Below are 14,172 nucleotides of genomic sequence, written 5' to 3' on the forward strand. Positions count from 1 at the left end.
GGAACCTTCAGGGTTGGTCTTTCTTCTTTTGTTGATCGCGAATTTGATCGAGCAACTTCTGGCGTTCCGCTTCCTGGCGTTTGCGCTCGTCTTCGACGCGCTTGCGCTCGGCGGCAAGCTTCTCCTGTCTCTCCTGCTCGCCTTTGATCTTCTTGCCCAGCTCTTGCTGGCGGGCGTCCTTCACCGCTTCCACCGCCAGGTTGAAATCACGTACCTTGCCGTTGTGAGAAAAAATCAGCGTTCCCAACACCGTGCCTGCGCCGGTGATCGACCACAGGGCGATGCGATTGTCGGTGTCGACGCCGCGCTCGATCATCGCGCCGGTGAAAAAGCTCGCGCCAAAACTCAATGCGCCGCCACCCACGGCATATAGCCAGAAATTGTTGTTCTTCTTTTTGGCCTCAACTTCACTGCGTTTGATCGGCTGGCCGGTGTCATCCTTCAAAGCCAAGCGCGAGGCGCAGCCGGAGTAAAGCAAAGAGCCGATGCAAATGCACACAGCTCCCCACTGCCAATGGATCCTCGATTTCGACATGGTGCAGTCCTTGTGTTGTAGAGTCAATGATGAGAAATCTGGCGGGGAATTGACTGCCAGATTCGTGCCCACGTGGTGTCAATTCGGTAGTCGAAAATTGAAGCGGGTGGTCAGGTGATGAAATCCGAGATGCGGGTCTCCTTCTTGTCAATGGTGGTGCGGGTCGCGGCCGTAGCGGCTTCGGTTACCGGCCGGAATTCCTTGGCGGGCCCTGCCACCGGTCGCACCGGGGCGCGCCGCGCTGCTTCCGGACTTGCGGGTTGACCGCCAGCCGGCGCACTCTTGGCCGGCGCCGTGTCACCGGCCGGGCGATTGGCGGTGGCCGGTGCGTCCATTTCACCGAAACCCAAATCATCGAGCTCGAGCACGCCGATCAGTTCGAGCTGGCTTTCCAACAGGTGGCGCAATCGCCGCGCAAACGAGCCTTTTTGCGCTTTCACGACCATCAGCTCGTTCTTCAATTCCGCCAGCTTGACTTTGGCGTCGCGGATGATCTTTTCCGCCTCCAGCTCGGCGTCGCGCACGATCATTTCGGCTTCGCGCCGGGAATTCTCCAGCGATTGCAGCGCCGTCTCTTGCGTGCTCTTCAGCGCATGCTTGAGAGTATGCTCGACGTCTTGATAATCCTGCAACTGCGTGCGCAGCCGGATGATTTCGTCAGACTGGCGGTTGCGCTCATGCAACAGCGCCTCCAGCTCTTCGGCGACCATTTCGAGAAAAGTGTTGACCTCGTCGCGATCATAGCCGCGCACGGTGCGCTTGAATTGCTGTTTTTTTATGTCGAGAGGTGTGATTCGCACGTTTGTTCTCCCTCGTTGGGTGGAATTCTTAAGTACGTCCGCACGGCCTCGTTTGCGCACCGCCGGCCGCCAAAAAGTCGGCGCCTTCCCGCTGGTGGCGGGCTAGTGGCGTTCTCCGAAAAGGGCGCGGCCGATGCGCACCATGGTTGCGCCTTCCGCGATCGCCAGCTCGAAATCGTCCGTCATTCCCATGGAGAGATGGTGCAAGTTGGTGTTGGGCAGTTGCAATGCCGCGATCTCCTGAAACAGCCCGCGCAACGTTTGAAAGCAGCGGCGGATGACGCCGGTGTCGTCCGTCAGTGCGCCGATGGTCATCAATCCGGTCAAATGCAAATTGGGGCAGGCTGCAATCTCGGCCGCCAGCTTCGCTGCCTCGGCCGGTGCCACGCCGAATTTCGTCGTCTCCGCTGAAGTGTTGACCTGCAGCAACACCTCCAGACGCCGCGGCACGTTCTCGGCATGACGCTGCAACACCTCCGCCAGCCGCGCGGAATCAACCGATTGAATCATGTCAAACAGCGCTACCGCCTCTTTGGCCTTGTTGGTTTGCAAATGGCCGATAAGATGCCATTCGGCCGGTAAGCCGGAGGCGCGTGCCGCAGTGATTTTCGAGGCCGCCTCCTGCACCCGATTCTCACCGAAACGTTGCAGGCCGCTTTGACTCGCCGTCACGATGTCCGCCAAGGCGACGGTCTTGGTGACTCCGATCAATGTAACTTCCCGCGGGTCACGGCCGGCTGCCTCGCAGGCTGCGGCGATTCGCTGCATAATCGCAGCAAGTTGCTGAGCGAATGCCATAATCGAGTGAAAAATATAACCGCATCAACCCTAAAATGCAATGAATTCTTTGGCAACAGCGGCAAACAAACCGGCTAATTTCACGACAGGCGTCTCCCGGCGGCATGCGGCGCACGCTCACGTGGCCTCAATCCACCGGCCGGGCCAGTACGACTGTCGTTTTCGCCGACAGCAGCGTTCCGGAATTCCCGTGCAGGGCCTGCAAAAATACCAGATAGACGCCGGAACGCAGAGGCCGGCCGGCCTCATCCCGGCCATCCCACACCACCTGAAAGCTCGATCCCACTGGCCGGTTGTTCAACAGCCAGCGCACCAGGCGTCCGCGCAAATCGTAGATCTTGACGTGAACATTGGCCGTGGCCACCGGCAGGTTCAACTGGCAGACGGCCACATCATCGATCCCGTCGTCATCCGGAGAGAACGGGTTCGGCGAAATGCTCAATTGTGCCGCACTCGGCAGAATGGCGGTGAAGACGGAATTTCGTCGCCCCGGAGTTGCGCCGAAGGCCTCGACACACGTACTCCAATTGCTGCTGTCTTGCGCCGGCAACCTCGGATTGATGCGCTCCAGCGAGAATCCCGTGGCCCCGCCCCAGGCACTGCTGAATGCCACACTGTCCTGAAAGCCGCCGTTGAAATCCCGCAGGCTCAGGCTTTCGCGATCGTTGTTCAATGCCAGCCACCGGCCGGAAACAACGTGCAACGCCGCAGCCGCAAGGTTTGGCAACGCGCCTTTTGGCGAGATTGCCGCAAACCCGCCCGCCGGCAAAATCAAATTGCTGTCCGGCAGACTCGCGATTTCTTCCGAATCAGTATCGCGCCAGCGCCACCGGCGGAGATTGACCGGCGCATTGCTGCCATTGAACAACTCGAACCATTCGATTTCACCGGTGCGCGGCGCGTAATAGATTTCATTGATCGCGACCGTGTGCACCGCATATCCCACCGGCACTTCTGCCGGCTTGCGATTGTTTTGCATCAGCAAATCGCGCGCTTCGCGCACCTCGGCCATCACCCAATTGATTCCGGAAGCTGGCTGCGGCCAGTCAAGACTGACCGAGATCATTTGTTCGGAAGCCAGTGCTTGAGAAACCGCGACAGCTCCCAGTTCTTCCAACATCCCCGGGTCCTGCGTGCCGATGGGATCATGGAAAAAGTGCACGCTGAAATTCGCCAGCGCGCGGCGGCCCCGGTTGAGGATGGTTGCCTCCAACCACACCGACTCGCCGGCACGCGGCAGCGCCGGCGAGAAAGTCAGGCGCTCGAGCTGCAAATCATATTCGCGCGGACTGACGCTGTTGAAATCCGCCGGCGTCGCGCCCAACGCGCCGCGGCTCGGCAGCCAATTGCGCCGGCTGTTGTCGCGTTCATGCCAGATTTTTTCGATCGACTTGCCGGCCTCGCCCCAGTCGCCTTCATAGAAAATCGAATCGATCACCGCACCGCTGAAATCGCGCAGCACAATCATGTCGCCGGAGTTGTTCAACGAGGGGAATGCCGGCGTGATCAGCACCGCGCTTTCGGGGAGATGGTAAAGCGCCGCCAAACCGGGCGAAGCCGTGAGCACGCGAAAGCTGCGCGCAGGAATGGAATAATTCTCAGCAATCGTCGCCCGGCTACCCGCTTCATCTGCCGCCCACCAGTGGCGCAGGGGCACGTCATAACTTTGCGGATTGTAAAGCTCGAGCCATTCCGGCTGGCCGCCGGCCGGGGCATACATAATCTCATTGATCACGAGGGTCTCCCGCAGCCAGCCGATCGCCGCCGCGATCTCGAGAGAATCATTCAGAGGATTCGTGTCTCCCTCCGCGCTCAAGCGGGCGCGCAACGCGTACTCCCCTGCCGGCAGCGGCGGCGTGCTCAAAAGAACCTCGACTTCCTCTCCGCTGGCCAGGGCCGATTCAAAAACCGATTCACCCAGAAAGACCGGCTGAAAAAATTCCGGACTTGCCGGGATGAGATTGCATGCGATTTTGAAATTTGCAATCAGCGTGACACCGTGGTTGCGCACCCGCACACGCACATTGGCAGCCATGCCGGCCCGCAAAACCGCAGGCTCGCTGATCAGGCTGCCCGGAACCAGCCCGGCATCGCGCAGGCTGGGCGCCACGGAATTGCGTGCGCCCGGCGTACCATCAACCGGCAAGGCGTTCGCCCAATTCGCCGGAGCATCATCGCCCCCCGGATCGATCTTCTCATCCGAAACGCCGTCGGGATTGCCGAGCGAGTAGAGGTATTTCGCCACCGTGTCGCCGGCGGCATCAATCAACACCACCGTTTCCGCCGTGCTGTTGGAAAAACCGCCGCTGCCAAAAGCATTATCACTGATCGTGACGACCAGCGCCGCAGCGGGAATGAGAGTTTGATATTGCGTGGAGGAAGTGAAATAGGTGGGATCAAGAATGACGGCGAATTGCTGCGGCCGCAACATCAGTCCCGCCTGCCAGGCGATGATGTCATCGGCCGCTGTTTGGTCGCCGATTCGCCAGCCCGCCAGGCTAACGGAATCGGTCAAACTCGAGTTGAATAACTCGACAAATTCATTGTGATTTTCATTGCCGCGGGGATTGTACATCACTTCGGAGAGAACGACCTGAGCTTCGGCTTTGGCGGCCAGTAGCGCCAGCAACAACAGCGCGCGCTTCATACCCACCCCCGACTTGATTCAACGGCATGTTCCCAACATGGATCAACCGCAACTCAAAGGAAATCGCCATCGGATAGAAACAACCCGGCAGACAAAAAGGTACTTATCAGTTGGGTTGCTTCAATTCGCTGGAGGAGACTACTGCTATTGCAACAACGATTTCACTTTAAAGAGCCAAACCTGCCGCAGAGTTTCCTTGCCATGGCGAAAATACGTCCGTTGTCTCCAAGTTGAATCGCTGCAGCAAAACACTTCAGCCGCGCGGCGCTATTCCACAATCTCTGCGTTCACGCCCACCTGCACCTTCTCGGCATCCATCACGCACCGGAATCCCAGCCAGGAAGTGCCGTTCTGAATTTGCGCTTCACTGCGCGGCGACCACCGCACCGAGGTGCGCACGCCGAAGCGATCGTTGTTGAAACAACCGCCGCGCATCACCGGTCCGCTGCGCCGGCCATCCGACCATTGGCCCTCGCACATTTCCCAAACATTACCCGCCATGTCGAACAAGCCGTAAGGACTCACGCCTTTGTACGTGCCCACTGCCGCAATCGTGCCCAATCCGATTTCTTCGGAGTTGCAGTTGCCCACGCCGAACTGGTTGCCCCACGGCCACCGGCGACCGTCCGTGCCGCGCGCCGCCTTCTCCCATTCCCACTCCGTCGGCAGACGCTTGCCTGCCCACGCCGCATAAGCGCGGGCATCTTCCCAGCCGATGCCTACCACCGGATAGCGCGGCTGCCGCAGCAGCCGGTCATTCCAAAACGCGGGCTGGCGATGGCCGGTGGCCTGCAGGAATTTGGCGTATTGCGCGTTGGTGACTTCGTGAATGTCGATGTAGAAATCGCCAGTTCGGCTTTGCCGGCGTGCCACGGGCTGGTCTTCGGTTTTGAAAAAAGCGCGCTGCTTGGCGGCGGGCAGCTTTTCCAGGTCAGCCGGCGCGCTGCCATAGATGAACGGCCCGGCGCTCACCAGCCGCATTTCGACACTGTCGGTTTTGGCGAGGATGGCCGCGGGATGAGTCTGCGGCCTCATGCGCAGCGTTGGTGCGCTCGATTTTTCTCCGCCGGCCGGCAAAACGTACACGCCGGCGGCCAGCAAAACCGGCAGAATAAGCTGCTTCATGTTGTGCTCCTAGTTCACTCTTCTGAGCTGCATTTTGACGTGCTGCAGCGCGATGCGCAGCTCTCTCAAGTCTTTCAGGCTGTCGCCCTGCTGCGCGACGATGCGAAAGCGGTCGGTCTCACTCAGAATGGGAATTTCCTGGAAGTAGAAGGCGTACTCGGTGGGATCAGCTTCTTCCTGCCGCAGCAACTGCAGGGAATCCGCGGTTTCGCGGCGAAAGAGCTGCACCAGCACCGGCGCGTTGGGATTGGGCACGCCGTCATCCGCGGTGGCCACCGTGCCGGTGATGTTGAGGGTCAAAGGCATTGCGCCGGTGACGGGCCGGAACAATTCCGGTTTCCACACCATGACGCCGATGGGCGCGAGTGTTTGCAGAATGCCGAGCGCGAGCAGCATCACCAGCGTGTTGGCTTCCAGCTCGAGCTTGCCGAACAAGCTCAGCTTCTGCCGGCCGGCGGAATCCTCGATCTTCTTGCCGAGAAAAATGGAGAGAATCACCGCGAAGCTGATGAGAATGCCGGCCACGGTGATGATGATCATCAAAACTTGCACGTTCATGATTTTTTCCTGCCTGGGATTGGGCGTGAGTGGAATGCGCGCGGGGAATATGCCTCATTTGCCGGTGGCGTGCAAGGGAAAAGTGTTGAGCCAGAGACGCAACCGGGCCGGCCCGGGGGCGCATCAAATCAGCGGCGGGGCATCACCACCTCTCCGCAACGCCTCAACGCCGGCATGAGGATTCGCGGAGATGTTCCGGCGGTACTGATGGCAAGCCTAACATCACGCTTGTCAAAATAGAAGAGAAGTATGGTTGCCATTTTTGTGTGCAATTGGCATCTCATCCCAAGTTCGACCTTCAAGTTCCCGGCCATTCTTCTTCTTTTTCGTCCCACCCCATTGTTTGAAAAAGAAAGGAACACCTGCTTTTTGGCATTGATTTCGAATATTGATGACCCAAAGTGGATTCATTGGACGCGCGCCCGGGCCGGATTCGCCGCCGACAATCACCCAGTCGATTGCCTTCAAATTCAAACGCTGGAGCGGACCCAAAAGCGGTTCGAGAGAAAGAAACTTGACCTGTGCCGCGGTATGGCGCAAATGGTCGATACGAAACAAATAATCTTCCGTCTCTACGCTCACACCCATCCAAATGTGCGAGGCCCAGGGCAGGATCGGATCAAGTTCGAGCAGGCGGGCGGAGCGTTTAGTCAAAATTTGGAATTGGTGCCAGTTGGCCCTTCGCATCACGTCAAAAGCGCGCAAGATGAATTCCACTGGAACATCTCTGTGGAAGAGGTCACTCATCGAGTTGACAAAGATGGTCTGCGGTTTTTTCCACCTTAATGGTAATTGCAGTGTCCGTTCGTGCAAGGTAACGTCAAAACCGTTGGCATAATTGGGTTGTCCCATTGCCTGTAGCCGGTACGCCATGCGTTCCGCATAACAATGCTTGCAACCCGGACTGATCTTATTGCAGCCCGTCACTGGATTCCAGGTGGATTCGGTCCACTCGATGGATGACTGGGTTGCCATTATTTTGCAATCGTCACTTTTCAAATTATGAAAACGAACTCAATACTCACCTTCAAACTGCGGATGCACCCACAGGAATTCCTGACGTTTGTTCATCACACGGACGAGGCCGCCGAAGCCGGGGTCTTTGGCTTTGAGCAGAGCGTGAAGCTCGCGCAGGGTCGCGCCTTGCGCGCGGATGGCTTCGCCGTGTTCCAGCGCCGTGCTCTCGCTTCCGCTGAGCCAGTCGCTGATTTTTTCACTTCCCTCCAATGAGGCGTCAATGACGTCTTTGCCAAAATCGAGTTGTTCGTCAATCGCCTCGTAGGCCGTGTCGTCCATCGCCAATTTGACGCCGGAGGCGGCCACCGGCAAAACCAGACTCAAGGTGCCGGTCAGCACTTTCAGAAACGGTGCGGCTTTTTTGAACCAGCGACGTGTCAGCTCAATCTCAACGATGCCTTTCTTGCTGTCTTTGCCGTCGAGACTCGGCAGCGGCAGACGCGAATGTTCACACCACAAAGTCAGGCGGAATTTGGCGCTGGTCCATTCTCTTGGATTGAAATTGGTGCGGTCAACCGGCACGAGGCTGAACAGGCGTGGGCCTTCTTTGGCTTCATCGGTGAGAGCCTGCATGAGACCATAGTAAGAAAGGTCAATTTTGCTCAGAATTTCCTTGTCTTTGGCTGCCAACTGATCGAACCTGTCCATATCCCGCAGGTGGTGGGCCAACAAAAGACGGCGCAAGCCGCGCACTTCATCCAGAACAACGCGATCTGAAACCAATTGCATCGTCGAGACGGGGCGGGCATCGGGCGCGTTGAGCAGCAACTGGTTAATGCTTTGCCACTCATTGCAAATCGGGCAAGGCTGTTCGGGGCGATTGCGCCGTTTGTTCTCGATGAGCTTGGCGACTTCGAATAATCCCAAACATGGCTTGGGGTTGAGACATGGCACCGTCACGTCACAGCGCAGACCTTCCCAAAAACTTTCGACGAGATATTTCACTTCCTCGGTCAGCATGGCGAGGAAGCGTTCGGGATACGGCGCGCGCACGGTGATGTGGATGTCGTTGCTTTTGTGCTCAAGAAAGGCGCGTCCGTTATAGGCATTGTCCAAAACCAGCCCGCGCTGCCAGTGGACGCTGTCATTGTAGTTGGCGCGTCCGAGCGAGTATTTGTGCAGACGCACGATCAATTGATAAAACAAACCCTCGGCCGTGGCAGATTGGCCTTTCTCGTCCACAATGCGGCAAATTTGCACTTGCTGTATATCGCCAGAAGCAACGCTCGGCGGCCATGTTTTTGCCAAATCTTTTTCAGGTCGGGTATCGGGCACGAGCTGCGCAATGAGACTCTGCGGATCAGCAGCGTTTTGGGGAGAAGGATCGGCCACACGATAAGAAAGATCGAAGCGCTCCATCAACCGCAAAAAGATCTTGTGGAGATTCGCCGGATAACGCAATGCTTCCACACGCGAAGTATCATTCCACAATTGCCCGAGGCGAGTGAAACGCACCAAGCCATGAGCATTGCGTGTGACTTCGTCATCCAACACAAAACTGATGGCGGTCGCCAGCCAATCGGGTTTGAGTACCACAATGTCGCGCAGAGTCGAGTCGTGTTCGTAATGAATGAGATGTCCGAGGCGATGCGAAATGGTTACGAACAATTGGGCTACTTCATCATCCATTTTGTGCTCACGGCATATCGCAAGCACATGCTCAAAGGGCAGATAAGCCTCACCGGTTTTTTGCAAAGCCTCGCGCACGTCTTGAAAACTTTTGGGTACGCTGTGCCCCACTTCAGGCAGAGATGAAGCAACGCGAGCGATGGCGCGTTTGAGTTCTTCGATACCGCGTCGTTTGCCCTTCTTATCGGGCTTGCTCTCGATGTGGAGGAAATCTATGACTGTGTCTTTGCCAAAGAGATCCCAAAATTCTTGACGATCAATATCAGGCTGACGCTGCTGTGGACCGCCGTGCGTGGCGACAACAAAAATTTTTGCCTCCGGCTCACGATGCTTGATTAGCTTGATCCATTCTTTCACGAAACCCTGCTGCGGCCCTTCGCGCGGTTTCCAGACCACGAGATTGACCGCAGGCGCGCTGAAGAACAACTGATGCGTGGGACGATAAACTCGCTGCCCGCCGAAATCCCAACCGTTGAGAGTGATTTCTTCTCTATTATTTGAATCGGTGACTTTGACCGGCTTGATCTCAATGCCGTGCGTGGTGGGGCGATCTTCTTCCCACGGGTCACCACGTAGCGCGCCGAGCAGGCAGCTCTTGCCCACTTCGCCTTCGCCAACAAGAATGAGTTTGGCTTCGTTGAGGATAATTTGCGCTGCAGCTTTGGCGCGCAGGTAGGCTTTGACGGCGTCGAGACCTTGTTTGTATGCTGCAGCGAGCTCGGGGATAAGAGGGTTACCTCGAAGATCCAGCCAGTACAATTTTGTAAGTCCTACTAGCGACTCAGGGAGTGTCTTCAGTTGGTTTCTATAGATATTCAGCGACTGCAATTTTTTAAGTTCCCCTAGCGACTCAGGGAGCGCCGTTATTTGGTTGTTAGAGATATCCAGCGACTGTAACTGCGATAGGTTACCTAGCTTTTCTGGTAGTACCATCAGCTTGTTGTAGGAAAGACTCAGTGACTCTAACTGTGTGAGTTGCAATAGTAGTTTGGGCAGCACAGTCAGGTAATTGTCCGAAAGGTTCAAATCTTGTAACTGCATCAAATGTTCCAGCGACTCTGGAAGTGCAGCCAATTGGTTATGGGAAAGATATAGAAATTTCAACTGTCTGAGTTGCCCAATCGATTCTGGCAACTCTGTAAGTCCCATATACCAAAGAGTGAGTTCAGTTATCTTTGAACGTTGCGCAGTTTTGATTATGTTTTCTGCTTTGTGATAGGCCTGGTCACGTGCCATAGCCGCCTTCTTTCTGGTTTATATGAAATTGCCTGGGAATAAATTCTCAGGCTCAGAGCCGATGCCGCCTGAAGGCGGCTGGCCACACACTGGGTGATGAATCGGCTTCAGCCGACTTGGGTTTTGAGCCTGCGCTTTTAATCGCAGGCGGTGGTGGCAGCAATAGCCATCAAGAATGAATTACTAACAATTTTACTGTTGTGCGTCTAAACTCTCTTTTGTATCTTCAACCATTGATCAAACAAACACCAAGAGGGATCATGTCCAATCATACTACCGTGAAACGACAAGTTACTTCGCTTACCGTCGGCGAGCTGGTTGAGCTTATTCGCCAGGCCATTCGAGCGGAGTTGTCCGAATTGTTGCGAGCAGCCGAACAAGATGGCGATGAGGCGCAAACCCCTGCTCCGCCACCGGTGCGAGACATTGACGCCGTCATTGCACGCATGCAGGCAACGGGAAAATACAACAAAAGGTTTTTGGCGTCTTTGCGCAAGGGCATGCAGCGCTCGCAAACTTTTCAGCAATCTTCGGCAAAGGCGAAGGCATGAAAATTCTGCCTCTGCGTGCGGACTTGGAGCGCTATTTGGATCGCCATCAATTGCGGAAGAAATGGAACAAGCAGTTACGCTTATTCGAACAAAACTGGCGCCACCCGAGCTTGCACACCGAGCTGCTCGAACCGAGAGATTTACAAATCTATTCCTTCCGGCTCGATAGAAAATATCGCGCGATCTTCGTTCTCGTCGATGATGGCACAGTCGAAATCATCGATCTTACCAGCCATTATCAATAGTCAATCTCATCACATTTTCACAAATAAAACACCTCCTCCACCGGCCGCAGCGGACGATTCATCCACAATGGCCGGCGCAAGCCACTCGGCCCGGGTGCGGGACGCGCTAGCTTGAGCCATTCGCGATAGATCTCGAACGACTTCCCGGTATCGACCATCACGTCGCCGTAACGATCCTCCGCATGCGCTTTTTCGATGCGCACTTTTTGATGCCAGCAGTGCATGCCGCTGATGGGATCAGGGTGCACCGGAAACGTGATGTTCTGATGCACGCCGCCGTCGCTCCAAAAGATGCGCGAAGTGTCGGGATCACTGCTTTTGTAGGGACGAATATTGTCGAGCAAGCGGATGCGCCATTGGCTCGTCGTTGGTCGTTGGTCGTTGGTTGCTGGCTGTTGCTTGCCCCTTGCCCCTTGCCCCTTGCCCTCTGCCCCTTGCCCCCTGCCTTCTGCCCCTTGCCCCTTGACCTCTGCCCCTTGCTCCACCTGCTCGATCTTCACGAGACTCGTTGCCCAGCGATTCCCGGGCGCGTCTTGCACCCGCCGCCAGCGGCCGAGATGATGCGAGCACGCCACCACGCCGGGCTTCATGCCTTCGGTCACCCACACGCGATCGACAAAATAACCAATTTCCGTACTCACGCGAATCAAATCGCCGGTGCGAATGCCGAGGCGGGCAGCGTCGGAAGTGTGCAACCACACCGGATTGCGATTGGAAATCTCATACAACCACTTGGCATTGCCCGAGCGCGAGTGAATCAGCGTCGGCAAGCGGAACGTGGGCACCAGCGGAAACTCGCCCTTGTCGAAATCTATCTCCTTTTGATGAATATGGCTTTTGATGTACGTGGGAATCTTGAATTCCGGCCAGCGCCAATCAATCATCGTTTGCGAATAAAACTCCTGCTTGCGCGAAGGCGTGTTGAAACCGGTTTGCGCGACGCCGTCGATCATCACGCCAATTGCTTTCCCGTTTTTGGTGATGATGTTCGTGGTCGCATCGACACTCGCGCCTTCCAGATCCGCTTGCGCAACAGGATGGTGATGTTTGTTGTATGACGTTCGTTCGACTTCGAATGCGCCGAACTTGCGCATGAAATCGAGCGGCGCGAGGCCATGCTCTGCAGCCTTTTCCGGCAAGCCCGGCGTGCGCTCGAAAATGTATTGATAGTATTCGTCAATCGTCATCTTCTCGCCGGGGCGATACGGCGAAATGAAATGCTTCTTGATGCCGAGACTGCCATCCGGATCGATGCGCCACGACAGCTCGATCCAAAACTCATCTTCTTCCCAAACTTCGCCGGGATTGGCTTCATAGGTGAATTGCACGGGCTGCCCCATTTTTCGTTTCGCCTCGCGCAACACCGGCTGGCGAAAGCCGATCCATAAACCGGAATGCGTTTCATAACTCACAATGTCGTGCCGCTCACCCGCGTGGCCCATGGGTAAAACGTAATCCGCGAAATACGCGGTTTCGTTCCACGTGGGCGTGAGCGCGGCGTGCAAACCAACCTTGCTTTCATCGCTCAACGCCTCGATCCACGAGAAGCCGTCGGGATAGGTCCAAACGGGATTGAACACGCGCGTGAAATATACGTCGAGCTTGCCGCGGCCTTCTTTTAAGAAATGCGGCAGCAGAAAACTCATTTCATAATGCGCCAGCGGATACTCATTGGGAAAGTGCAGCTCATTCCAAAACTTCTGCGCCGGCGGTTTGTTCGGCACATTTGGTTTGAACTTGTTCCACGCGCTCGGCGAAGTGCCGCCGACTGAGCCGACGCTGCCGGTGAGCACATTCAAGAAATGCAAACAGCGCGCGACCGCCCAACCGCCAAGATTGCCGCTGCCCGCGCTGCGCCAATTGTGCGTCGCGAAACGCGAGCCTGCCGCGCCGATTTGCCGCGCGACGTCGACGATGGTTTGCGCGGGCACGCCGCTTTCTTGCTCGGCGAATTGCGGCGTATACTCGTGATATTCTTTTCTGAGTGCAGCGATGAAATTCACAAACGTCACTTCCGTGCCCGCATGCTCTTTCATCAAATACTCCTGCCAATTCACCCAATCGCACAGGAATTTTTCATTGTAGAGATTTTCATCGATGATGATTTTCGCCATCGCGAGCAAAACCGCGGCCTCGCTGCCGGGATAAGTCGGCATCCAATAATCCGCCATGCTCGCGGTGTTCGAAAGGCGCGGATCCATCACCGCGAGCTTCGCGCCGTTCATCATGCCTTCGATGATGCGCTGCGCATGTGGATTGAAATAATGCCCGGCTTCGAGATGCGCGCTAATCAACAGAATGAAACGCGCATTCGCGTGATCGGGCGAAGGACGATCATAACCGTGCCAAATCGCATAACCAAAGCGCGCGCCTGCAGAGCAAATATTGGTGTGACTGTTGTGGCCATCGACTCCCCATGATTGCAGAATGCGATCGATATAGCCTTCGTGTCCCGGCCGGCCGACATGATACGCGACTTCATTATTGCGCTTTTCAATCAATGCTTGTCGAATGCGTCCGGCGATGTCATCGAGCACACTCTCCCAGGATACTCGGACCCATTGCCCCTCGCCCCTCGCCCCTTGCCGCTTCATCGGATAGAGAATGCGATCGGTGTCGTTAATCTGATTGATGGTAGCCGGACCCTTCGCGCAATTTCTTCCACGACTGCCGGGGTGATAGGGATTGCCTTCGAACTTGCGCACTTGCAGCGTTTGTTTGTCAACATAACTCAACAAGCCGCAACCGGCCTCGCAATTGAAGCAGATGGTCGGCACGATCATGTAATGCCTGGCCTCGCGCCGCGGCCAGCGTTTGGCTTCATATTCCACCCAATCATCCCACTTCTCCGGCGGCGGATAGTTGGTGAGATCGCCGGGTTCCGTTAGACGCGGCAATTCTGCGCCAAGCTCTTCGTGCAAGTTGGGGATGAGGTGAAGCTTCTCAGCGAGGCGTTCAATGAAGTTGGGTTGGTGAGATGAGGGCATGGGAGTTTCCCGTTTCAGGTAGAATCCATCAAGGTGAGTTACGT

General features: G+C 56.3%; 11 protein-coding genes. 2 read left to right on the top strand and 9 right to left on the bottom strand.

Annotation, left to right across the window (positions count from 1 at the left end):
* Positions 1-7: 7 nt before the first annotated feature.
* The 8 genes from L6R21_04490 to L6R21_04525 form a co-directional block, all read right to left on the bottom strand.
* Complete coding sequence (locus tag L6R21_04490) at positions 8-535, bottom strand: hypothetical protein (GenBank protein ID MCK6558437.1); 528 nt, start codon at positions 533-535, stop codon at positions 8-10.
* Between the two features lie 110 nt (positions 536-645).
* Positions 646-1,335, bottom strand: coding sequence for a DivIVA domain-containing protein (locus tag L6R21_04495; protein MCK6558438.1), 690 nt, complete (start codon positions 1,333-1,335; stop codon positions 646-648).
* 102 nt (positions 1,336-1,437) lie between these two features.
* Entirely contained in the window at positions 1,438-2,133 is a 696-nt protein-coding gene (locus L6R21_04500; protein MCK6558439.1) for a YggS family pyridoxal phosphate-dependent enzyme, read from the bottom strand.
* A 127-nt stretch (positions 2,134-2,260) separates the two neighbouring features.
* Positions 2,261-4,780, bottom strand: a complete 2,520-nt coding sequence (locus tag L6R21_04505; protein MCK6558440.1) for a lamin tail domain-containing protein — start codon at positions 4,778-4,780, stop codon at positions 2,261-2,263.
* 267 nt (positions 4,781-5,047) lie between these two features.
* A complete protein-coding gene (locus L6R21_04510; protein MCK6558441.1) occupies positions 5,048-5,905 on the bottom strand; it encodes a formylglycine-generating enzyme family protein in 858 nt (285 codons plus the stop codon).
* Between the two features lie 9 nt (positions 5,906-5,914).
* Positions 5,915-6,463 (bottom strand): hypothetical protein, encoded by a 549-nt coding sequence (locus L6R21_04515; GenBank protein ID MCK6558442.1) that lies wholly within the window; start codon positions 6,461-6,463, stop codon positions 5,915-5,917.
* Positions 6,464-6,694: 231 nt separating this feature from the next.
* On the bottom strand, positions 6,695-7,438 hold the full coding sequence (locus L6R21_04520) for a phage Gp37/Gp68 family protein (GenBank protein ID MCK6558443.1): 744 nt from the start codon (positions 7,436-7,438) through the stop codon (positions 6,695-6,697).
* 39 nt (positions 7,439-7,477) lie between these two features.
* Entirely contained in the window at positions 7,478-10,345 is a 2,868-nt protein-coding gene (locus tag L6R21_04525; protein ID MCK6558444.1) for a leucine-rich repeat domain-containing protein, read from the bottom strand.
* Between the two features lie 233 nt (positions 10,346-10,578).
* On the opposite strand from L6R21_04525, the gene L6R21_04530 reads away from it, so the two are divergent.
* Positions 10,579-10,896: a hypothetical protein gene (locus L6R21_04530; GenBank protein ID MCK6558445.1), complete on the top strand. Its 318-nt coding sequence runs from the start codon at positions 10,579-10,581 to the stop codon at positions 10,894-10,896.
* Positions 10,893-11,141: a hypothetical protein gene (locus L6R21_04535; protein ID MCK6558446.1), complete on the top strand. Its 249-nt coding sequence runs from the start codon at positions 10,893-10,895 to the stop codon at positions 11,139-11,141. Before L6R21_04530 ends, L6R21_04535 begins: the two co-directional genes overlap by 4 nt.
* A 17-nt stretch (positions 11,142-11,158) precedes the next feature.
* Here the strand turns inward: L6R21_04535 and L6R21_04540 are convergent, their stop codons facing one another.
* Positions 11,159-14,128 (bottom strand): molybdopterin-dependent oxidoreductase, encoded by a 2,970-nt coding sequence (locus tag L6R21_04540; protein ID MCK6558447.1) that lies wholly within the window; start codon positions 14,126-14,128, stop codon positions 11,159-11,161.
* Between the last annotated feature and the right edge of the window lie 44 nt (positions 14,129-14,172).

The organism is bacterium (genome assembly GCA_023150945.1).
Lineage (GTDB): Bacteria > Zhuqueibacterota > Zhuqueibacteria > Zhuqueibacterales > Zhuqueibacteraceae > Coneutiohabitans.